We start from the raw sequence: 21347 nt of genomic DNA, 5'->3' as shown, positions 1-21347 counted from the left end.
CTAACCCCCAGACCGGAAATCCAGGAGCAGCGAATCATGCTACGGCGGCAAAGGGAATCCCCCTCAGCGATTCCAGGCAACCTGAGAACGCTCTAACCAATTTTGAGACCAAACTCTCTGAGACATACGATGGAGGCCGGTCCAGTTTAGCTGAGACTGGGACCGTATTCTTTGAGACAGACCTGAGATCGGAGGCAAGGGCTCCTATCATTTGAGACGCTTGCCTGTCCCGAGCAGCGGCTCGGCCGCCTGTGCCTGCTGCGTTATTCCTGCACCTCCACCCCGCTCAGCTCACCGACAGAGAAAAAGTAGCTATTTCATCTCTGTTGGTGAGCGCCTACTCATTAGACGACGTCACCTGATCCGACCAGAACATGGACCTAATACGCTCCCAGACGGTTAAGTCGCGCCGGTGACTGGGACTTTGATGGGAATGTTCTTTGATTAAGCCATCGTTGGTCAACGCATTTATGTGGATGATGGCATTGGTCGGGTCGAACTTCATACCGTGGTACCGGGCGCGCAGGTTGCCCTCGCGGTCAATAAGGTGCATAACAGCACCGTGCATCTGCATCCCGTCCGGCATCGATGTGAACTTCAGGCCGTACTGTTCCGCAAGTTCCCGGGTGGCCATGGACCCCTCGGCGCCGCTGCTCAGGAACATCGAGTTCATCGGGTCAAGGCCATGCGCCGCAGCGAAATCCCTGCGGACCTTGGCGGTGTCCCGTGCGGGGTCCGTGGAGATCGTGACGAACTTCACCCTGTCCTTCATCGGGGTCGCGTTGACCTGCTCCTGCACGGCTGCCACGGCCTTGGTGTGCAGCGGGCAGACGTCAGGGCAGCTGGTGTAGACGAACCACAGGACCACGACCTTACCCTTGAGATCATCCAAGGACACTGTGCGTCCCTCGGTGTCGATCAACCTGAAGTCGGGGGCTGGGCGGTTCACGACCTCGACGTACTTGTCCTTGCTCGAGATGTTGTGTTCGACCTCGGACAGGGAGTGGGTATGGGCAACGCTGCCGGTGCCGAGGATAAGGAGTGCTGCCGTCGCGGCGGCGAAGTGCTTGTTCATGGTGCTTTCGTTCTCATGGCGGGATCGACATCGACCCTTGGTCACTTCTTGGATTACTGCGCCATCATCGACCACCGGGCCCGGATGTCCTCGGGCCAGCGGCTCGCGATGTAGGCCAGAACGGCCCAGATCTCATCATCGGTGAGCGTGCCCCCGAACGCGGGCATGTCGCTCTCGTACCTGGGCGGGGCGTGCTTCTCGATGCCCTCCTTGATGATGCTGAAGAGCACCTCGTCGGGGTGATGCCACGTGTGCCCCGAAACGTCGTGCGGCGGTGCTGGCATGCGACCGTCCGGCTTGCGGCTCTGCCAGTCCGGCTGGCCCTTGAGGTTGACGCCGTGGCAGGACGCGCAGTTCTCGGCGTAAACGGCCTTGCCGAGCGCCACCTGGGTGGCGTCGGTCGGGTCGGCCCGGCTGCCCTTGGACGTCAGGGTCCAGGCTGCCACGCCCCCGGCGACGAGGAGCGCCAGCGCGGCGCCCCCCGTCCAGGCGATTGTCCGGCGGCGCGTCATTCGACCGCGAACACCTGCGGCTCGCCCCGGCCGCCGAAGGTGTAGACGACGAGCGGCTCGGTCCGCGGGCCCTCCATCCCCGGCGAACCGATCGGCATGCCGGGCAGCGAGATGCCCTTGACGGCCGGGCGCTCGGCCAGCAGCCGCTTGATGATCGCCGCGGAGACGTGACCCTCGACCACGTAGCCGTCAATCAGCATCATGTGGCAGCCAACGAGTTCCATCGGCACGCCCTGCTCCTGGCGCTTGAACGCAAGGTCGTGGGTGGCGACGGACGTCCCGTCGATGCCGTTGGCGCGCAAGTGCTCCGCGTGGCCCTCGCAGCAGCCACACTGAGGGTTCTTGTACAGGATGGCCTGCTCGGCGAAGGCGGTCGCCGGGGTCAGCAGCACCAGCGACAGGGCGATGGTCTTGAGGATGCGCATGGTCGTGTTCCTCGGAATCGGGCTCGGGTCAGGTGACGCGGATGGTGCTCATCATCCCGGCGACCTGGTGCTCGAGGATGTGGCAATGGAACATCCAGTCCCCGGGGTTGTCGGCGACGAAGGCGACCTCGACGCGCTCCCTGGGCGCCAGCAGGACGGTGTCCTGCCACTCGCGGAAGCGGGTCGGCTGACTGTTCCTGGACAGCACCCGGAAGGTGTGCCCGTGCAGGTGCATGGGATGATGCCACGCCGTGTCGTTGGCCATGGCGATGACGCAGGTCCGGCCTCGCTCGAGCGTGAAGATGGGATCCATGACGTGGCCTCCTCCGTGGCCGTCGGGACCGCTGGCGGCGACACCGTTGATGGCCCAGGCCATGCCGCTGCGCATCATCGTGCGCATGTCGGTCATTTTCCCGTCCACCATGGCCCCGGCCATCATGCCCATCATGCCGCCGCCCAGGGTTACCTCGTGACGGACAGCCCCGGAGAGGTCCGGCTCGGGCACCGGGTTGGCCGGAAGGCCGATGGGGGCCTCGAGCGGCCGGTCGCGAAGCCGCTCGGCCCCGTAGGCCAAGTCGACGAGCCGATAGGCAAGACCCCTGTAGAAGTCGTCGACGACGGTGACCCGGTCACTGGGAGCGCCGATCATGTCGATGACGAGGTCGATGCGCATGGCGGGGGCCAGTACCACGCGGCCATCGGCGGGCTCATGCGGCTCGACCGGGTGCCCGTCGATGGCGACGACCTGCGGCCGAAGGCCCTGGAGCCGGAGGCCGAAGATGCGGGCGTTGGCGGCGTTGACGAGGCGCAGCCGGATCCGCTCGCCCGCCCGCACCGGCACCTCGTCGAGCACGCGGCCGTTGATGGTGACGGTGTTGCCGACCCGGCCGTTGTGGCTCAGGTCCATCATGTTGCCGAAGTCGTCGCTGATGGAGGCATCGTTCTTCAGCCGCCAGTCGCCGAGCATCCAAGTGACGTCGCGATCGACCCGGATCGGCTCGCGCTCCTCCACGATGAGCGCCCCGGCCAAGCCGCGGCCGACCTGCTCGTGGCTGCGGATGTGCGGGTGGTACCAGAAGGTGCCCGCATCCACGGCGTCGAACTCGTAGGTGAAGGTCTCGCCGGGGGCGATGGGCGGCCGCGGCATGTGCGGCACACCGTCCATGGCGTTCGGCACGCGGACGCCGTGCCAGTGGACGGTGGTCTCCTCGGCCAGCCGGTTGGTCACGGCGACCCGCAGCCGGTCGCCCTGGCGGACGCGGATCTCAGGGCCGGGCACCCGGCCGTCGTAGGCCCAGACCGTCGTCTCGGGGTACTCGGCGCCGACCATCCGGGCCCGCCCGGGACCGGGAGTCAGCGTGTGGGTCGGCTCCGCGGCCTGTGCCGGGCGGAGGATGGCGGGGGCGAAGCCCGCCGCGGCGATGGCGCCGCCTGCAAGGAGCAGCAGCTGCCGTCGATCGATCGGCCGGGCAAACGGGTTCGGTAGCATTCAATCCCTCGAACTGGGCCTGACGGCGGGTAGCCAGCTTGGCCCCGCCGGTTAGGCAGGTACATCGGGCGCACGACGTGCGTCGGCGCGCGTCTCAGGCAAGGGATGAGGGTATCGGAGGCCGGTGGTCAGGCGGCGGCGACAAGCCGTCCGCGACCGTCGGCGACGCGGCGGCGAAGGCGCCAGGCGCGACGGAGGGGCTGTCGGGAGAGTCCGGCAGAAGACCGGGCAGGACGATGCAGATGCCTCCGTGGCAGCCCGCCATGTCCATGCCCTTGCCGGTCTCCTGGCCGGAAGCGCAGCCCTCGCAGCCCGCCATGCCGCCGTCCATGGCGGCCGCGGCCGTCTCCTGTGTGCCCGCCATCATGCCCACCTGGGCAGCCTGCGCCGTCGTCCCGAGCGCGAGGCCCAGGATCAGCAGGACGGACAGGATACGGCGCAGGCAGGCCATGGTTTCAATATGAGCTCGTCAGGGGGGCAGGCCAACAGGTTTGTCGCCCCGTGTTCGCAACTCCGGCGTTCTCAATGATTTTGGCGCCGAGGAACGGGACGAGAGCCATGTCGAGCAAGGCATGCGTATGCCTCGCCCAAGGGTGAACCGAGCACCCCATCCGACGCGAGAGCCTCGAGGGCGCGCAGGAGATGTTCGGCAGCATCGTGTTGGCCCTCATCCATGGCCCTCTTGAACGCATTGAGGATCTGCCTTTCCAGGCTCCGGCTCCGCATTCTTCGCCTCCGCTGTTCGGCATCGGTGCAGGCGGAAACCGTCCGCGGCTCCTGGCCTCGGGCGACTTGCCGCGACAACCTCCTCGGCCGCTCGGGTGGGGCGCCCGGCATGGGCGCCCCGAGACGCCATCACACTGCTTCTGGTCGCCCGGTTTGTCGCAGGAGCTTCCCTTTTTCATGCCGGAGCACATGACCAGGTGCATCAGCGGGCAGGCCAGAAGGCCCAGATAAGGCAGGGCCGCGGCCAAGTGACCCGGATAGGTCACCGACAGGGATACGGCTGCAAGGGCGAGGAGGCCGAGGCCGCCGAGAACAGGCCAGCTGCGCCACCAAGGCATCCGCCGAGTTTGTCCATCCATGTTGGGTTCCTTTCTCCATCCGTTCTCCATCCGGTGTGGATCACATCATGCCCAGCGAGCCGCCGAGCAGGTCTTCGGCGGCCTTCCTCTGCTCCTCCGACAGCGCGGCGAAGAGCGGGGTCGCGGCGGCGTTGAGCCTCTTCGTGGCCTCCAACCGGACCGACAGCGCCCTTTCCCGTTGCGCGAGGCGCTCGGTCAGGGATGCTGACGTCTCACCCTTCATCATCTGCCCGTGCATGGAGCGGTGGACCTCGGCGTTCGTCCGCAGGGCGTCGGCGAAAGCCTTCCATTCCTTGGTCTGGGCGTCGGTGATGCCGAGCTCGGCCTTGAGGAAGGCGATCCGGCCCTCAACGTGCTCGAAGGGCATGCCCATGCTGCCCATCGACCCCATGCCGCCCGTGGCCATCATCGGACAGGACATCGCGTCGGTGTCGGACTGCGCGTTCCGCTGTCCCATCATCCCTTGCATCATGGGCATCATGCGCATCGTGTCGCCCGGACCCGTCATGCCCTGCATGCTGCCGTGGGACTGGTCAGACGAAGCCGTTGGAGCGGCTTGGGTTGCGCCTTGGCCCGCCACGTGGTGGGCCTGGTGATCCGGTTGGGTCTGGGCCTGGGCGAGCGAGACCGACGCCGCGAGGGCCACGACCGGCAGAAGGGTGCGGGACATGAATTTCATCGTTTTCTCCATGGATCCGGAAAGCTGATCTGAGACGGGCCGTGGTCGGCTCAGCCGCCGCCCACGCCCGCCGTCATCCAGCGGGGCAAGCTCCCGGCGCGGGCCGGGGAAAGGTCGCGCAGACGCAGCGGGCGGGAGGCGGCCGAGCTCGTTCCCGCGGGTGGCAAGGTGCCCCGGCGCGGGCCGGGGCAGGGAAATCAGGGGCATGGTTGCCCTCGCATCGGTGGCCTTCCCGACGCGCCCGGACGAACTCCGGGCGTCTGGGTCAGCCGGATTGGCCGCGTGGTCGCGACCCGATCAGGCGATCACCGCGGCGCCGCCGACGGTTGGCGGGCGCGGATCAGATGCGCAGGGTGGACTTCGGAGGGTACGGCTCCGGATGCGGGGTCTCGCCCCACCCGAGCGCCGGGTCATGGGGGACCGGGGAGGCCACGGGCATCGAAGGCGGGTGCGGCGCCTCGGGAGGCAGCATGGAGGGGATGACGCAGACGCCGCCGTGGCACGCCGCCATGGTCATCATGCCCTGGTCGTTGTCGCCGCAGTCCGGGCAGGCGGGGGAACTGGCGACGCCCATGCCCAGGGTCGCCACCGGACTTCCCATCGTGCCCCTCATCGGCACCTGGGCGGCCAGCGCCGTCGTCCCGAGCGCGAAGACCAGGATGAACACGACGGAGAGGATGCGGCGAACGACCTGCATGACGGGTCTAATATAGCTCGATGTTCAGGTTCGGCCAAGGGCGCTGCCGTTGCACGTGGTGCGACGGAGAAGGGCGTCTCATCGCCCCGACCGCAAGTATTTCACGAAAGCGGCAATTCCGAGGATCAGGAAGACAAGGACCAGGAGCCAGACGATTCCCATGGCTCCCATCATCCATCCCATCCCTTCCATATTGTGCATCATGGCATCCGTCCTGGTTGCTGCAATCCGACGAGGGGCGTGAGCGGCGGCCCGCCGCTCACAGCCGAAGGGTCCGAAGGCGAAGCGCATTCCCGATCACGCTGACCGAGCTCAGGGCCATCGCGGCGGCAGCGATGATGGGGCTCAACGTCCAGCCGAACAGCGGGTAGAGCACGCCCGCGGCGATCGGGACGCCGATCGCGTTGTAGACGAAGGCGAGGAACAGGTTCTGCCGGATGTTGCGCATCGTCGCCCGGCTCAGCGCGCGCGCCCGCGCGATGCCCGCGAGATCGCCCTTGACCAGGGTGACCCCCGCGCTCTGGATGGCGACGTCCGTGCCCGTTCCCATGGCGACACCGATGTCCGCCTCGGCCAGGGCCGGGGCGTCGTTGACCCCGTCGCCTGCCATCGCCACCACCCGGCCCTCGGCCCTCAGGCGCTTGACCACCCGGTTCTTGTCCTCGGGCAGGACCTCGGCCTCGACCGCGTCGATGCCCAGCTTCCGCGCGACGGCCTCGGCCGTGGTCCGGTTGTCGCCGGTCAGCATCACGATGTGGATGCCATGCTCGCGGAGCGTCTTGAGCGCATCCGGGGTGCTGGCCTTGATCGGGTCCGCGACCGCGATGACACCGCCGGGCTTGCCGTCCAGGGCGGCGAACAGGGCCGTGGCGCCGTCGCGCCGGAGGTCGTCCGCCTGGGCTTCCAGGCTGCCCAGGGCGATCCCCCGCTCCCGCATCATGGCGGCGTTGCCGAGGACCACCGTGCGCCCGTTCACCCTGCCCGCCACGCCCTTGCCGGTCACCGAGCCGAACTCGGCCACATCCTCGACCGACAGACCGCGCTCGCGTGCGGAGGCGACGATGGCGGCCGCCAGGGGATGCTCGCTCGACCGCTCCAGGCTCGCCGCCAGCGACAGGACGGTCGCCTCATCGAAACCGGGCGCGGGGGTCACGCCGACCACGCGGGGCTTGCCCTCGGTGAGGGTGCCGGTCTTGTCGACGACCAGGGTGTCGACCGTCTCGAAGCGCTCCAGCGCCTCGGCGTTCTTGATCAGCACACCCGCGGTCGCCCCCTTGCCGACGCCCACCATGATCGACATCGGCGTCGCCAGACCCAGGGCGCAGGGGCACGCGATGATGAGGACCGACACGGCCGCGATGAGCGCGTAGGCGAAGCCCGGCGACGGCCCCCAGATCATCCAGCCGACGAACGCCAGCACGGCGACGACGATGACGGAGGGGACGAACCACGCCGACACGAGGTCGGCGAGTCGCTGGATCGGCGCCCTCGACCGCTGCGCCTCGGCCACCATGGTCACGATGCGCGACAGCATGGTGTCCGAGCCAACCTTCTCCGCAACCACGACCAGCGCACCGGTCTGGTTGATGGTGCCCCCGATCACCGTGGCGCCGGGTTCCTTCTCGACGGGCAGGGACTCGCCGGTGACCATGGACTCGTCGACGGCGCTACGGCCCTCCAGAACCCGCCCGTCGACCGGCACACCCTCGCCGGGCCTGACGCGGAGCCGGTCGCCCACCTGGACCCGGTCCAACGCGATCTCTTCGTCGTCGGCGCCGTCGCGGACGCGCCGGGCGGTCTTGGGCGTCAGGTTCAGCAACGCCTTGATGGCGCCGCCGGTGCGCTCACGGGCCCGGAGCTCCAGGACCTGCCCGAGCAGGACCAGCACGGTGATGACCGCGGCCGCCTCGTAGTAGACGGCGACCAGCCCCTCCGCGTCGCGGAACCCGGCCGGGAAGAGGCCCGGCAGGACGGTGGCCACGAGGCTGAACAGGTAGGCGGCGCCGACGCCGAGCGCGATCAGCGAGAACATGTTCAGGCGGCGGGTGACGAAGGACCGCCAGCCGCGCTCGAGCAGCGGCCAGCCCGCCCACAGCACCACCGGGGTGGCCAGCAGGAACTGGGCCCACACGGAGGTGCGGGGCGAGAGGACGCCGTGCAGTCCGAGGCCGGGGATGTGGGCGGCCATCTCGAGGATGACGAGGGGCACGGCGAGGGCCGTGCCGATCCAGAACCGGCGGGTCATGTCCGCGAGCTCGGGGTTCGGCTCGCCCTCGACGCCTGCGGTCACCGGCTCGAGCGCCATGCCGCAGATCGGGCAGGTGCCCGGCCCCTCCTGCCGGATCTCGGGGTGCATCGGGCAGGTGTAGATGACGCCCTTCTGCGGCGACTCCCGGTCCGCATGCCCGGGGGCCGCTGGCTTGGCGGCCGGGGCCAGGTAGCGCTCGGGATCGGCGACGAATCGGTCGTGGCAGCGGGCCGAGCAGAAGTGGAAGGTCTGCCCGTCGTGGACGGCGCGGTGCGTGGACCTCGTCGGATCGACGGCCATCCCGCAGACGGGATCCGTCACCTTCGGGCCGTCACCGTGTCCGTGAGGATCGTGGCGGTGATGCGCGTGGCCGCGATGCAGGTCAGCCATGGTCGTCCTCCATTTCCTTGCGCTCGCGCCGTCCGGCAGCGTCTTCGGCCCCCGGGGCGAACGCCTGCCCGGTGGGACTCCGGGTCGATTGGTTCCAGGCTCCACCCTCCAGTGGTTGGAAGGTCAAAGATTTTCGTCCAAGGGTTCCGACGCCCGGGGCGGCCGGATCGACCGGAACGCCAGGGCCGGGATGACCATCCACTGCGCCACCGGCGACAAGCCGGTTTCCAGCCAGGGCAGCGCCGGCATCAGGTCGGAATAGGCCCAGGTCCCCCGGACCCCGATGTTCAGCCACTCGCTGAAGGCGGTGTAGCCGAGCCCGAACGCGACGGTCAGGGCGGCCACGACCGAGAACCGCCGCCGGGGCCAGCGACGGCTCCCCGCCAGGAGCAGGGCCGCCACCAGGGAGGCCAGTGCGATCAGGACGTCGCCGCCGGTGCAATGGACGGCGGCGAACACGATCTCGCCCGCCGTCCCGGTCTCCCAGAGCGTGTAGAGCGGCATATGGAGGAGCTCCCACGCCAGGTTCCCGATGGCGACGATGGCCAGGTAGCGCCGGAGGGCCGCCAGCCATCCGGCATGTGAGGCGTGGTCGGAGGCGCCTTGGTCGACTGCCTCCGTGATCCCCATCCGCGGCTCGGCGTCCAGGGCCGAGCGGGCTGGGAGGCGGCGCACGGGAACGAATGCCTTCACGGTGTCCTCCGTCACGACCAAGCCGCGCCAGAGGCCGACGGCCGGTCCAGGTGACGATTGGGTTCGCCTGCCGAGGGGGCCGCGACGGTTGCCGGAGCGGACGCCGCGTCGGCGGCCGGAGCCCAACCGCTGACCACCCCCCATTCATCCCTACCCTAGCCCAGGCGGCTGCCCTGGTCTCCCGAAGGACCGGAGGGCCGGGAGCGGCCGCCTGGGCCAGCCGAGCTTCACTTGCTGGGCCTGAGGCTCGTGACCGTGTAGTTGCCCCCGGCCCCGGCCAAGGTGAACTCGACGGATTGGCCCGCCTTCACGCCGCTGAGGTCGACCTCGGGCGCGACCGGGAAGTCCATGGTCATGGCGGGCCAGTTGATGGCCGGGATGGGGCCGTGGCTCAGGTTCACCGTGCGCTTGGCCGCGTCGACCTTCTTGACGGTGCCCGAGCCCATAGCGCCCTTGTCGGCGGGCTTGGCCATGGACATGGAGCCGTGGTCCATGCCGCCGCCCTGCGGCTTGCCCTGGCCGGACATGTCCATCTGCGCCAGGGCCGGTCCGGCCAGGAGCATCGCGACGGCCGCGGCGATGACGGGGTGGAATGTCTTCATGATGCTTTCCTTCACTCTGCGGGATGTGCGGAACCCAACGCGCGGACGTCGTCCGCCGTGGCAACGGCCTGGTTCCGCAGGAGGAACCGTTGCCAAACCAGGTAGACGGCCGGGATGACGATGAGCGTCAGGGCCGTCGTGCTCGCCATGCCGCCGACCATCGGGGTGGCGATGCGTCGCATGACCTCGGAGCCGGTGCCCTCGCCGACCATGATCGGGAACAGGCCCGCGAAGATGGTCGCCACCGTCATCACCTTGGGCCGCAGCCGCAGCAGGGCGCCCTCGACGACGGCGTCCTCGATGTCGCGGGCCGTCATCGGCCGCCCCGCGGCCGCGGCCTCGGTCCGGCGCCGCCTCAGCGCGAGGTTCAGGTACACGAGCATGACGATGGCCGTCTCCACGGCCACGCCCGCCAGCGCGATGAAGCCGACGCCCACCGCGACCGACAGGTTGAAGCCCAAGTACCAGAGCAGCCAGATGCCCCCCGCCAGCGCCACCGGCAGCGAGGCCATCACGATCAGCACCTCGCCGAGGCGTCGGAAGGTCAGCCAGAGCATCAGCGCGATGAGCGCCACCGTCAGCGGCGCGATGGCGGTGAGGCGGCCCTGGACGCGCTCCAGGTACTCGAACTGCCCGGACCAAGCCATCGAGTAGCCGGGCGGCAGCCGGACGGTGCGGGCCACAGCCTCCTTGGCCTCGGCCACGTAGCCACCCAAGTCGCGCCCGGCGATGTCGACGAACACCCAGCCGCCCAGCCGGGCGTTCTCCGTGCGGATCATGCCGGGGCCGTCCTTGATGCGGACCTTGGCCACGTCGCCGAGCGCGATGTGGGCGCCGCTCGGGGTGACGATGGGCAGCGTGGCCAGGGCGTCGGGGTTGTCGCGCCACTCCCTGGGATAACGGATGTTCACCGGGAACCGCTGGAGGCCCTCGATGCTCTGCGTCACCTCCTCGCCGCCGATCGCCGTACGCACGACCTGCTGGACGTCGGCGATGTTCAGGCCGTAGCGGGCGGCCGCCCGGCGGTCGACGTCCACGTCGACGTAGCGCCCGCCGACGGGCCGCTCGGCGTAGGCCGAGGCGGTGCCGGGGACGGTCCGGACCGCCGCCTCGACCTGCGCGGCAAGGCGGCCGATCTCGGCGAGGTCGGGGCCGGACACCTTGATGCCGACCGGGGTCTTCACGCCGGTGGCCAGCATGTCGATGCGGTTCTTGATCGGCATGATCCAGACGTTGGTCACGCCGGGCACCTTCACCGCCCGGTCGAGCTCCGCCCGGATGCCCGCCATGTCCATCCCCGGCCGCCACTGGTCGCGCGGCTTCAGCTTGATGGTGGTCTCGAACATCGAGATCGGCGCCGGGTCGGTGGCCGTCTCGGCCCGTCCGATCTTGCCATGGACGGCCTCCACCTCGGGCACCGTCTTGATCAGCCGGTCGGTCTGCTGGAGCACCTCGCGCGCCTTGCCGATGGACACGTCGGGCATCAGGCTGGGCATGTAGAGCAGGTCGCCCTCGTCGAGGTCCGGCATGAACTCCGAGCCGATGTGCTGGAGCGGCCACGCCATGCTCGCCATGAGGGCGACCGCGGCCAGGATGGTGACCCAGGGCGCCGCCAGGGCCCCGCGCAGCAGCGGCCGGTACAGCCAGATGAACAGGTTGTTGATGGGGTTCCGGTGTTCCGGCACGATGCGCCCGCGCACGAAGTAGCCCATCAGCACCGGCACGAGCGTCACCGACAGCACCGCGGCGGCCGCCATGGCGTAGGTCTTGGTGAAGGCCAGCGGCTTGAACATCCGCCCCTCCTGGGCATCGAGCGCGAACACCGGCAGGAAGCTCAGCGTGATGATGACGAGCGAAAAGAACAGCGCCGGGCCGACCTCGGCCGCCGTTTCGGCGACCAGCCGCCAGCGGTTCTCGCCCGTGAGCGGCTCGTGCTCGATGCGCCGGTGCAGGCTCTCGATCATCACGATGGCGGCGTCGACCATGGCGCCGATGGCGATGGCGATGCCGCCCAGGCTCATGATGTTGGCGTTGATGCCCTGGGCGTGCATGACGATGAACGCCGCCAGGATGCCGAGCGGCAGCGTCAGGATGATGACCAGCGACGAGCGCAGGTGCAGCAGGAACGCCGCGCAGACCAGGACGACGACGATGGACTCCTCGGTCAGCTTGTCCTTCAGGTTGTCGATGGCGCGCCCGATCAGGCCGGAGCGGTCGTAGGTCGTGACGATCTCGACGCCCTCGGGCAGGCTGTGGCGCAGGCGCTCGATCTTCGTCTTGATGGCCTCGATGGTGGTCAGCGCGTTCTCGCCCCAGCGCATGATGACCACACCGCCGACCGCCTCGCCCTGGCCATCGAGCTCGCTGACGCCGCGGCGGAGCTCGGGGCCCAGCTGGATCCGGGCGATGTCCTGGAGGAGCACCGGGACACCGCCGGGGTTGGCCTTGACCGGCACGCTGCGGAGATCGTCCACGCCTTTGATGTAGCCGCTGGCGCGCACCATGTACTCGGCCTCGGCCATCTCCAGCACCGAGCCGCCGGACTCCTGGTTGGCGCGCTCGATGGCCTCGCGGACCTGCGCCAGCGGCAGCCCGTAGGCCCGCAGCGCGACAGGGTCCACGACGACCTGGTACTGGCGGACCATGCCGCCGATCGGCGCCACCTCGGCGACGCCGGGGGTGGCCTGGAGCTCGAACTTCAGGAACCAGTCCTGGAGGGCCCGAAGCTGGCTGATGTCGTGCCGCCCCGTGCGGTCCACGAGGGTGTACTGGAAGATCCAGCCCACGCCGGTGGCGTCGGGGCCCAGCGCCGGGCGGGCGCCGGGCGGCAGGCGCGGGGCGACCTGGCTCAGGTACTCCAGCACGCGCGAGCGCGCCCAATAGAGGTCCGTGCCCTCCTTGAAGAGCACGTAGACGTAGCTGTCCCCGAACATCGAGATGCCGCGGACCGTCATTGCGCCGGGGACCGCCAGGAAGGCGGTCGAGAGCGGGTAGGTGATCTGGTCCTCGACCACCTGGGGCGCCTGGCCCGGGTAGGTGGTCTTGACGATGACCTGCACGTCGGAGAGGTCGGGGATGGCGTCCACGGGGGTGTTGCGCACCGCCCAGAGGCCCCACCCGGCGAGCATGGCGGCCAGCAGCAGGACGATGCCGCGGTTGCCGACCGACCAATGGATCAGGCGCTCGATCACGGCGTCCCCCCGGCGCCGCCGAGGCGCTCGATGGTGGCCGCCGTGTAGGTGTCGTCCGGCGCCTTGACGACGCCGAAGCGGACGCGGGCGCCGGGGGCGAGCCCCTGGACGGAGACGCCCGGGGCGACGCCGAACTCCATGGCCATGGCGGGCCAGGAGAGGTCGGGGATCGGGCCGTGGCTGATGGTGACCTTGCGGCCGTCGGCGGCGATGGCCGTGACCTCGCCCTCTCCCATGGCTGGACTCATGGGGGGCGCGGCCGTCTCCTTGGCCATCGGCATCCCGGCGTCCTGCATGCTCGCGAACCCGGCCGTCAGGCTGCTCTCGCTGTCGATCAGGAACTGGGCGGAGGTGACGACGCGGTCGCCCTCCTTCAGGCCCTCGGTGATCTCGACCATGTCGCCGACCGCCAGGCCCGCCTTGACCGGCACCGGCTTGAAGCGGCCGTCGCCCAGCGCCAGCACGGCGCGGTCGGCCTGCCCGGTGCGGATGAGGGCGCCGTTCGGGATGGCGATGACCCCCTCGCGGGCGCGGGCCGCCAGCCGCACGGAGGCGAACATGTTGGGCTGGAGGGCACGGTCGGCGTTGTCGAGACGGATGCGCAGCCGCGCCGTGCGGGTGTCGGGCCTCAGTTCCGGGTAGACGTAGTCGACCGTGCCGCTCCAGGTGCGGCCGGGCTGGCTCGCCACCCGCACCTCGGCCTGCATGCCGCGGGACACCAGGCCGACCTGGCTCTCCAGGACCTCCGCCATCACCCAGACCGAGGCGTGGTCGATGATGGACATGAGCGTGATATCGGATTCGACGTACATGCCCTCGGCCACCCCGAGCGCCTCGACCACGCCCGTCTGCGGCGCGTAGACCTTGATGCGCTCTGGCACAACCTTGGTTCGGCGGACCTCCTCGATCTGGCGGTCGGAGACGCCCAGCGCGGTCAGCTTGCGCCGGGCGCCCTCAGTGTTGCCCGACGGCCCGCGCTCGGCCTCGCGCACGTACTCGTAGGCGGCCGTGATGAGGTCCGGCGAGAAGACCTCCATCAGCAGCTGGCCGCGTTCGACGTGCTCCCCCAGCACCCGGGTGTGGAGGCGCTCGATCCACCCCTTGCCGCGGACGTGCAGGTGGGCGGTCCGGCTCTCGTCGAAGGTGATCGAGCCGAAGGTCTCGACGGCCGGGGTCAGCGTCGCCCGCTCGACCGCGGCGGTGCGGACCCCGAGGTTGTTCATGGCCGCGGAGGAGACCGTGACGGTGCCCTTGTCCTCGGCCCGGCCGGGCTCCTGGCCCTCGTAGACGGGGACCATGTCCATGCCCATTGGCGACTTGCCGGGCTTGTCGCTCTTGAAGTCCGGGATCATCGGATCCCACCAGTACAGGATGCGGGGGCCCGTACCGGCCTGCTGCTGAGGGGCGCCCGCGGACAGCACCTGACGCTCGAGCAGGACGCCGCCGCCGACGCCCGCCGGGACGGCGAGCAGGACGGCCAAGGCTGTGCCTGGTTTCATGATGGTTACCTGTGACGACGTGTGCGCTGGGCATCCTCCGCGCACGGCGCGGGTGTCCAGTCACGCGCCTGGAGCGCGCGCCTGCCGGATGCCCGGTTCGGGAGATGGCGTCAGAGGTGCTTGGGTGGTCGCCGCAGAGGGGAAATCGAGTGGGGCGTTCCCACATCATCGAAAGGCAGAACGTGTTCCGCCACCCGTTCGGTCACCAGGACGCCGGAAACCAGGGGGGCGATGGACGCGCACATGGAGAAGCAGCCGCCCATCAGCGGGCACGAGTGATCGACGCTCATGCCGGTGTCCGGGGAGGATGTGTCGCAGCACGGCATCCCACGGTCCGGTGCGGCGGCGATACCCGCCATGCCTTGGTCGGTCGTCTGGCCCATCCCGTCGCAGGGAGCGCCGACCTCCGCCATCGCGGCCGATGCCGCCATCGGCATCGGCATGGCCTGCGCGGCTCCGGCGAAGGCGGGCATCTGGTAGATCACAAGGGCGACCATGGTGACCCAGACGACGAGCAGCGACGCGACCGACCGACCGGCCGACCGTCCTTTTCTGCCCGCTGTGCCTGCACCGAAACGCCGCATGGACTCCCACCCTTACGCCTGCCCCCGGCGCGCATGCCCGAGCTATGTGGCGCCGCGCATCGAGAATGCAACCGCTTCCAAGAACGCACGGCGCCCGGCCGCCGTCAAGGGCCGCGTCCGCACGTTGCATGTTTGTCTGGGCTAGCCCCCGGAACGCCGTCCTTCCGCGCGCCGGGTTCGGGAGGCCGGACGTCGGGCTCCGGCGTCCGCCGGTTCCCGATGGCCCCGCGGAGGGACGGCAGGGCCGCCCGGCTCAGATGGAACCCGATGTCCCGGCGGTGACCGTCACCTTGATGACGGCCGGGACCGCGGGATACTCGAACCCGTTGTCGACCGGCCGGACGTCCCGGCTCTCGCTGGGCCCGGTGTCGGGGTGCTTCTGGCGTGGTGCCTGATTGGGACCGGCCCCCGGCGGCTCGTTCAACTCGGTTCCGGCGTCGTACAGCACGACGCGCTCCGTGAGGTCGCCCGAGATCGGCATGCCGTCGCGGTCGAACAGGTCGATGCCGCCGTCCTTCGGGCCGTAGAAGCTGTCGTTCGACTGCACGAACATGGTGGCGAACGACAGCCTGTCGCCCGGTCCCGCGGTCACCTGGACCCCGAAGCCGGGGATGAGGGGGCCGCTGTTCAGGCGCCCCTCGAGCGCCCTTTCCAGGGCCTTGGTGTCGCCGTCTTCGGCCAGCCGCTCCAGCGCCGGGCTTGCGCCCTTGCCGACCGTAAAGATCGGCGACGTGCCCTGGAAGACGGCGTACACGCCGGGGGCGATGGGCGCGCGGGTGGCCTTGCCGTCCGGCAGCTTCAGGGTGTCGTCACCGGAGACGTTCTCGACGGTGACGGTGAAGGTGACCGGCTTGCCGGGACCGCCTGCGAAGGCGGGCGCCGCGAGGAGCGGGAGGGACAAGGCGGCCAACGAGGCTGCCGTGATGAGCGTCGCACGGAACTTCGGCATCTTGGTTCTCCATGAACAATGGCGATGGCCCTGATGGTCCGGTTCCGGGGCCTGGAAGTGAAATGCCTGGTGTCTATGGACTCGATGCGCATCTGCTCGGTCAGCCCTGTTCGTCGCGGGCTTCGTCGGGAGCCTTGCATGACGACTTAGCCGGTTGCCCTCACGTTCGTGATCACGAAGCGGCTCTTCGGTATTGCGGGCATTCTCGACAGGTCGACCCGCAGGTCCTGCTCCGGCACGTCGTTATCCATGGCCGTGGTCAGCAGGCTCACCGCCCGCTTCATGAGCTCGATCGTGATCCACTCCCCCGGGCAGCGGTGACTCTGGTGATAGTCGCCTCCCCCCTGGGGGATGAGGTTGAAGGCGCTCCGATCCCAGCTGCGGAACCGTTCCGGCTGGAACACCTCAGGCTCATCCCATATGCGGGCATCGTGGTTCGTGCCATACAGGTCCAGAAGGACCCAGGTCCCTCGGGCGAAGTGATACCCCTTCCAGTCGAAGCCGTCCTTCACGCGGCCCCCGACAAGGGGGAAGAACGGGTAGAACCGACGGACTTCCTGCACGAAGCACTCAAGGTAGTCTCCGTCGCCCGCCCGAAGCCTTGCTCGGCACGTCGGGTGCTGGTGCAGCGCCAGGGCGGCGAAGGTCACGTACCAGGCAACCGCCACGGTCGGCCGCACCAGATTGATCATCTCGACGGCCGCCACCTTGGCGTCCAGCAGTCGGCCATCCGGATCGCGGTGCCAGGCAATGGCGTGCGCGGCGCTTTCCTCGGCGACCCTGATCTCGCCAGCCCGCACCTTCTCGATCACGTCCCGGCCCCATCGCTCCGTCCGGGCCCGGAGCAGCAGGCCCCGCCAGTTCCGCGGACCGACCGCTCCGGCGCCATCAACCATCGCGGCAAACTCGCGCGTCCTTTGCCTCGCCTCCGCTTCGCTGAGCGGAACGCCAGCCCACCGGCATACGGCGACGCACAGAATTTCCTGCACCTCCTCGTGGAGCACCACCTCGTCCCTGTCCCTCCACCTTTCGATGCGGGTGCGCCACAGGTCGGCAAACAGATCGCCGATCTGCTGGATGCTCACCGGAGTCATCAGGTCCATGAACATCCGCTTGCGGTGCCGATGGGCCTGCCCGTCCATCTGCTGAACGCTGCCTTTGTCCTGTAGCAACTTCAGGACCGGCATAGGCATGGAGCCCTTTCGGGTGAGGCGATCGCCGTCATAGAAAAGCCGAGCGGCCTCTGCCCCCCTCATGCAAACCGCCTTGGTGAGCATGAGCCGGGTTTCGAAGATGTCGGACTGGTGCTGGTCGCAGCGTTTCGAGATGAACCGGTAACCGTCCGACAGCAGGGCCAACGTGCTGTCCAGATTTCGGTCTCGCGGGATCTGTGACATGGCATTCACCTTAACGACCGTCAGGAGACGTATGGGGCTGGCGTGTGCACGGGCATTCTGAGCCTCATCCAGGCTTCTCCATGCTTTGCGAGGCTGACGCCCCACGCCGCGATGGCTTGGCCGGGCGCTGAACGGCCCACGCGCCCCCCAGCGCGGCCAGGAACAGGGGAACAAGGACGAGATCGCCGAAGCGACCGTAGATCGTCGGCGGCAGGGATAGCGGAAGCGGGGCATCCATGACGCCGGTCTCCCCGAGCGGAAGGCTGGCCCGCACCGCGCCAAAGCCGTCGACAACGGCTGAAATGCCCGTGTTGGCCGCACGCACCATGGGAAGGCCCTCCTCGACGGCGCGCATGCGGGCCGAGGCGAGGTGCTGGTATGGCCCGATCGAGGTCCCGAACCAGGCGTCGTTGGTGGCATTGAAGATCCAGGTCGGGCGCTCCTCCCGATCGACCACCGCGCCGGGGAAGATCGCCTCGTAGCAGATCGACAGCCCCACCGCCCTACCGCCAAGCGGGATCGTACGTGGCCCCGGCCCGGCGGAGAAGTCCCCAAGCCCGGCCACCAGCCGTTCGATCGGCAACACGCCCCGCCAGGGCACGTACTCGCCGAAGGGCACGAGGTGATGCTTGGCGTAGGTGGCCGTTATCCGGCCGTGGTCGTCCACGGCGGCGATGCTGTTCCAGTATGCGGGGCCTTCGGGCTCCGCGGTGCGCCGAGGCGTTCCGGCCAGAAGATGGGCGCCCCGCGGCAGCAGCGTGCCGATCCGGTCCAGCACGGCCCCGTTCTCCTCGAGAAAGCCTGGAAAGGCGGTCTCGGGCCACAGAAGGACATCGTAGCGGCCGGGCCTGGACGAGAGATCCAGGTATCGCTCGACGGTCGCCGCCCGCCGCTCGGGGAGCCATTTCAGTGCTTGCGCGATGTTGCCTTGAACAACGCGCACGATCGGTCCGGTGGCTTTCCCCGAGTCGTCGGAAGACAGCCGGAGGCTGCCGCTCAAGAGCATGGCGACGACAATCCCCGCAATCAGGATCGCCCAGCGGCGGTCCCGGCCGGAGGTGTTGAGGATCGCGACCGCCGGGAGCGTGGCGGCGAGGACCGTCAGCAGGCTCAGGCCGTAGCTGCCCACCACCGCGGCGGCCTGCCGGGGCGCCGCGTAGTCCGTCCAGGCATAGGCGGCCAGGTTCCAGGGGAAGCCGGTCAGCAGATGGCCTCGCAGCCATTCGGCCGCGGTCCAAAGAGACGCGAACAGCAGAGCCCCTGACGTCCCGCGGCCCCTGAGGCGGGCGAAGGCCCATGCGGCCGCGGCGATGAAGAGGGCCAGGAAACCACTAAGCCCGGCGACCGCTGGAACGGCCAACCACCCCAACCGTCCACCATCGACATAGAGGCTCTCGGCGATCCATTGCGCGCCGGTGACGAAGAACCCGAAACCGAAGCCCCATCCCAGGATCGCGGCGGCTGCGGGCGCCACGCCCTCAAGCAGCAGGAAGAAGCCGCCGAACGCGAGGACCAGCACCGGGAAGAACGAAAACGGCGGCAGCGCGAGGACAGCCAGACCGCCCAGAGGCAGGGCGAGTGTCGTCCGCCACAGCAACTCCAGCGCAGGCGCTCCGGCAGCGTCGTTGGCATCTGTATCGGCGCACCCATGCTGGGCGGCCTCGGGGCGCAACACCGTCCGTTTGGTGTCCGCAGGCTCTGTCATGAGCCGCCGCCCCTGGCCTGGGCGAGCGCATCGAGGACGGCCCCGTTCGAGAGGATCTCAGGCAGCACGATACCACGCGGCGCGCCTGGCCCGTAGACGGCGTTGAACGGGATGCCGTACCGGTCGTGCCGGGCGAGGTAGTCGGAGATCCGCGCGTCGGGCCGGGTCCAGTCGGCCCGCATGGGCACGACACCATCGGCGGTGAGGGCGGCCGCGACTTCTGGCCGATCCAGGACCAGGGATTTGTTGGCCTTGCAGGTGATGCACCAGTCCGCGGTGACATCGACGAACACCGTCCGTCCTTGGGCGACCAAGCGTCCGATCTCGGCTTGGTCGAACCGGGTCCACTTGGCCGCCGAGGATGCCGCAGGCGGCGAAAGGGTCCGCGTCGCGGCATCGAGCACCACCGGGGCGGCGAGCGCGCCGGAGAGAGCGGTGACCGCGGTCAACACGGCCGCGGCTCGTCCGAGGCGGGAGCGGAACAGAAGCGCGGCGGCGAGAACGAACAGCGCGGCGGCGACCGCAGCGGAGGACGGCCAGGAGGTCTGGGCCGCCAGCACGCTCAGGAGCCACGCCGCGGTCCCGAGCAGCGCCAGCGCAAGCAGGCGCCGCAACATCATCATCCAACGTCCCGGGCGCGGCAGGAGGCCCGTGAGCCGGGGGAACGCCGATACCAGGAGATACGGCGCGGCGAGCCCCAGGCCGAGCGCGGTGAAGATCGCCAGGATCTCGGCCGGGCCCCGGGCCAGTGCGAACGCCACGGCCGTGCCGACGAACGGCGCGGAGCACGGTGTCGCCAGCAGCGTCGCGAACGCCCCCGCCGCGACGTTGCCGCCCAAGCCGTCGCCGCCCGCGTGGCCGAGGACAGACGCCACTCGGGACGGTAGCGGGATCTCGGGCCCACCCGCGAGACCCAGCGCGAACACGACGAGGACGGCCGCCATGAGCACCAGGAATACGGGCTGCTGGAACTGCACGCCCCAGCCCACGGCCATCCCGGCCGCCTTCAGCCCCACCAGGGCGCCTGCCATCACGAGCATGGAGGCCACAATCCCCGCAGCGGTCGCGAGGAAGCCGAGGCGGATGCGGCGCCGCTCCCGATCACGGTGTCCGATCACCGACATCAGTTTCAGGCTCAGCACCGGCAGGACGCAGGGCATCAGGTTCAGCACCAGGCCGCCGAGCAGGGCGATTCCGAGGGTCGTGACGAGCGGCCCGATCCGCGGCAGCGCTCCCGCCGGGGCGGCGGCGACCGTTAGCCGGAACTCCGCGGCACGCGGGCCGTCCGTCACGGTTGCGGTGATGCTGCTGCCGGGCATGCTCACGGCGTCTGGACCGGCACCGATGGGCAGCCTGGCGGTGACCCTCCGGCCGTCCGGCGCAAAGGAGAGTTCCGGCCTGCCGAAGGTCCAGTCGCGGCTCTCGAGCAGGACGTCCGGCTCTTGAAGCGGGCGGTCCGAGACGATGCTCACGGCGAGCGTTCCCGGCCGACCCGGTTCGAGGATCGCGCCCTCGACCCGCAGGCCGGAGTGGGTGCCGTCGTCGGGTATGGCCGCCTGGAAGCGCGCGATCAGGTTGCCCGCCTCCGGATCGGCGGCCGCACCACCGGCGGGCAGGTCGAGGGCGAGGTCGAGGACGACCGGCACGCAAATGTTGCTGCACACCAGGATGTCGGCCTTGCCGCGCAGCGCGGTCGGCTCGCCGGGCCGTTCCAAGGCCACGTCGAGCGGGAACACCACCTCCTCGGCGTAGCCAAAGGTTTCCAGGCCGAAGAGCGTGAACCGGTGAGGCGCGGGCCAGCGGAACTCGACCTTCTTGACGTTCTCCGAGGCCGACCAGTCAACGCTGGGCGGCGCCCCGGCGTCGCCGGGCGAGCGCCAGTACGTCTTCCACCCGTCAGCAAGCACGACATGCAGACCGGCGGGCACGGTCTCGAGCGTCCCCGTCGCCTCGATCGCGGCGACCAGCCGAGCCTTGGCCGTATCGTGGGATGCCCATGGCCCCTCCGCGGCCCCGGCGGGAGTAGCGGCCGAGACCATCAGGCCCGCGACCATCGCAAGAGGGCCGAACCCTGGAGTGCGCATGCCCGAAGCCAGGAACCTGCAAACGATGCCGTTCATACCCGTA

Annotated in this window: 18 protein-coding genes; all 18 read right to left on the bottom strand. The window is 69.4% G+C overall.

Translation table 11 applies throughout. The annotated features are described in order from the left end of the window. Positions 1-337: 337 nt before the first annotated feature. The 18 genes from J2Y49_RS31695 to J2Y49_RS31615 all read right to left on the bottom strand — a co-directional run bounded on the left by J2Y49_RS31695 (position 338) and on the right by J2Y49_RS31615 (position 21340). Positions 338-1075, bottom strand: a complete 738-nt coding sequence (locus tag J2Y49_RS31695; protein ID WP_149228677.1) for an SCO family protein — start codon at positions 1073-1075, stop codon at positions 338-340. A 53-nt stretch (positions 1076-1128) separates the two neighbouring features. Then, entirely contained in the window at positions 1129-1587 is a 459-nt protein-coding gene (locus tag J2Y49_RS31690) for a cytochrome c (protein ID WP_149228675.1), read from the bottom strand. Continuing rightward, the gene (locus tag J2Y49_RS31685; protein WP_149228673.1) at positions 1584-2012 is read right to left on the bottom strand and encodes a DUF411 domain-containing protein; all 429 of its coding nucleotides are present in this window, start codon (positions 2010-2012) and stop codon (positions 1584-1586) included. Before J2Y49_RS31685 ends, J2Y49_RS31690 begins: the two co-directional genes overlap by 4 nt. Before the next feature lie 28 nt (positions 2013-2040). Next, positions 2041-3501 (bottom strand): multicopper oxidase family protein, encoded by a 1461-nt coding sequence (locus J2Y49_RS31680; protein WP_149228671.1) that lies wholly within the window; start codon positions 3499-3501, stop codon positions 2041-2043. Positions 3502-3595: 94 nt separating this feature from the next. Further along, complete coding sequence (locus tag J2Y49_RS31675; RefSeq protein WP_149228669.1) at positions 3596-3952, bottom strand: hypothetical protein; 357 nt, start codon at positions 3950-3952, stop codon at positions 3596-3598. 4 nt (positions 3953-3956) lie between these two features. Next, the gene (locus tag J2Y49_RS32515; protein ID WP_409017943.1) at positions 3957-4565 is read right to left on the bottom strand and encodes a DUF2933 domain-containing protein; all 609 of its coding nucleotides are present in this window, start codon (positions 4563-4565) and stop codon (positions 3957-3959) included. A 61-nt stretch (positions 4566-4626) separates the two neighbouring features. Beyond that, a complete protein-coding gene (locus J2Y49_RS31670; protein ID WP_310119692.1) occupies positions 4627-5265 on the bottom strand; it encodes a Spy/CpxP family protein refolding chaperone in 639 nt (212 codons plus the stop codon). 340 nt (positions 5266-5605) lie between these two features. Next, entirely contained in the window at positions 5606-5962 is a 357-nt protein-coding gene (locus tag J2Y49_RS31665) for a hypothetical protein (protein WP_149228664.1), read from the bottom strand. 259 nt (positions 5963-6221) lie between these two features. After that, a complete protein-coding gene (locus J2Y49_RS31660; protein WP_310119691.1) occupies positions 6222-8600 on the bottom strand; it encodes a heavy metal translocating P-type ATPase in 2379 nt (792 codons plus the stop codon). Between the two features lie 123 nt (positions 8601-8723). Beyond that, positions 8724-9293, bottom strand: a complete 570-nt coding sequence (locus J2Y49_RS31655) for a hypothetical protein (protein WP_247884064.1) — start codon at positions 9291-9293, stop codon at positions 8724-8726. A 227-nt stretch (positions 9294-9520) separates the two neighbouring features. Then, on the bottom strand, positions 9521-9895 hold the full coding sequence (locus J2Y49_RS31650) for a copper-binding protein (RefSeq protein ID WP_149228660.1): 375 nt from the start codon (positions 9893-9895) through the stop codon (positions 9521-9523). Positions 9896-9906: 11 nt separating this feature from the next. Further along, entirely contained in the window at positions 9907-13086 is a 3180-nt protein-coding gene (locus tag J2Y49_RS31645; protein ID WP_310119689.1) for an efflux RND transporter permease subunit, read from the bottom strand. Beyond that, positions 13083-14585 (bottom strand): efflux RND transporter periplasmic adaptor subunit, encoded by a 1503-nt coding sequence (locus J2Y49_RS31640; protein WP_310119688.1) that lies wholly within the window; start codon positions 14583-14585, stop codon positions 13083-13085. Before J2Y49_RS31640 ends, J2Y49_RS31645 begins: the two co-directional genes overlap by 4 nt. Before the next feature lie 110 nt (positions 14586-14695). Beyond that, positions 14696-15169, bottom strand: a complete 474-nt coding sequence (locus tag J2Y49_RS31635) for a hypothetical protein (RefSeq protein WP_310119687.1) — start codon at positions 15167-15169, stop codon at positions 14696-14698. A 253-nt stretch (positions 15170-15422) separates the two neighbouring features. Then, positions 15423-16118 (bottom strand): spondin domain-containing protein, encoded by a 696-nt coding sequence (locus J2Y49_RS31630; protein WP_310119686.1) that lies wholly within the window; start codon positions 16116-16118, stop codon positions 15423-15425. Between the two features lie 146 nt (positions 16119-16264). Further along, the gene (locus tag J2Y49_RS31625; RefSeq protein WP_310119685.1) at positions 16265-17515 is read right to left on the bottom strand and encodes a cytochrome P450; all 1251 of its coding nucleotides are present in this window, start codon (positions 17513-17515) and stop codon (positions 16265-16267) included. 64 nt (positions 17516-17579) lie between these two features. Then, the gene (gene lnt / locus J2Y49_RS31620; protein ID WP_310119684.1) at positions 17580-19220 is read right to left on the bottom strand and encodes an apolipoprotein N-acyltransferase; all 1641 of its coding nucleotides are present in this window, start codon (positions 19218-19220) and stop codon (positions 17580-17582) included. Next, positions 19217-21340 carry a protein-disulfide reductase DsbD gene (locus J2Y49_RS31615; RefSeq protein ID WP_247883954.1) on the bottom strand — a complete coding sequence of 708 codons (2124 nt, stop codon included), beginning with the start codon at positions 21338-21340 and terminating at the stop codon, positions 19217-19219. Before J2Y49_RS31615 ends, lnt begins: the two co-directional genes overlap by 4 nt. Positions 21341-21347 lie beyond the last annotated feature (7 nt).

It is taken from the genome of Azospirillum sp. BE72 (assembly GCF_031455875.1).
In the GTDB taxonomy this organism is placed as follows: Bacteria; Pseudomonadota; Alphaproteobacteria; order Azospirillales; family Azospirillaceae; genus Azospirillum.
The sequence above is the reverse complement of the archived record's forward strand: the minus strand, read 5'-3'. Positions and strand labels throughout refer to the sequence as shown.

Coding starts and splice junctions, on each gene's coding strand:
- J2Y49_RS31650 (WP_149228660.1), bottom strand. CDS start 9,895: ATGAAGACATTCCACCCCGTCATCGCCGCGGCCGTCGCGATGCTCCTG.
- J2Y49_RS31670 (WP_310119692.1), bottom strand. CDS start 5,265: ATGAAATTCATGTCCCGCACCCTTCTGCCGGTCGTGGCCCTCGCGGCG.
- J2Y49_RS31660 (WP_310119691.1), bottom strand. CDS start 8,600: ATGGCTGACCTGCATCGCGGCCACGCGCATCACCGCCACGATCCTCAC.
- J2Y49_RS31680 (WP_149228671.1), bottom strand. CDS start 3,501: ATGCTACCGAACCCGTTTGCCCGGCCGATCGATCGACGGCAGCTGCTG.
- J2Y49_RS31640 (WP_310119688.1), bottom strand. CDS start 14,585: ATGAAACCAGGCACAGCCTTGGCCGTCCTGCTCGCCGTCCCGGCGGGC.
- J2Y49_RS32515 (WP_409017943.1), bottom strand. CDS start 4,565: ATGCCTTGGTGGCGCAGCTGGCCTGTTCTCGGCGGCCTCGGCCTCCTC.
- J2Y49_RS31685 (WP_149228673.1), bottom strand. CDS start 2,012: ATGCGCATCCTCAAGACCATCGCCCTGTCGCTGGTGCTGCTGACCCCG.
- lnt (WP_310119684.1), bottom strand. CDS start 19,220: ATGACAGAGCCTGCGGACACCAAACGGACGGTGTTGCGCCCCGAGGCC.
- J2Y49_RS31625 (WP_310119685.1), bottom strand. CDS start 17,515: ATGTCACAGATCCCGCGAGACCGAAATCTGGACAGCACGTTGGCCCTG.
- J2Y49_RS31690 (WP_149228675.1), bottom strand. CDS start 1,587: ATGACGCGCCGCCGGACAATCGCCTGGACGGGGGGCGCCGCGCTGGCG.
- J2Y49_RS31615 (WP_247883954.1), bottom strand. CDS start 21,340: ATGAACGGCATCGTTTGCAGGTTCCTGGCTTCGGGCATGCGCACTCCA.
- J2Y49_RS31695 (WP_149228677.1), bottom strand. CDS start 1,075: ATGAACAAGCACTTCGCCGCCGCGACGGCAGCACTCCTTATCCTCGGC.
- J2Y49_RS31675 (WP_149228669.1), bottom strand. CDS start 3,952: ATGGCCTGCCTGCGCCGTATCCTGTCCGTCCTGCTGATCCTGGGCCTC.
- J2Y49_RS31665 (WP_149228664.1), bottom strand. CDS start 5,962: ATGCAGGTCGTTCGCCGCATCCTCTCCGTCGTGTTCATCCTGGTCTTC.
- J2Y49_RS31630 (WP_310119686.1), bottom strand. CDS start 16,118: ATGCCGAAGTTCCGTGCGACGCTCATCACGGCAGCCTCGTTGGCCGCC.
- J2Y49_RS31635 (WP_310119687.1), bottom strand. CDS start 15,169: ATGCGGCGTTTCGGTGCAGGCACAGCGGGCAGAAAAGGACGGTCGGCC.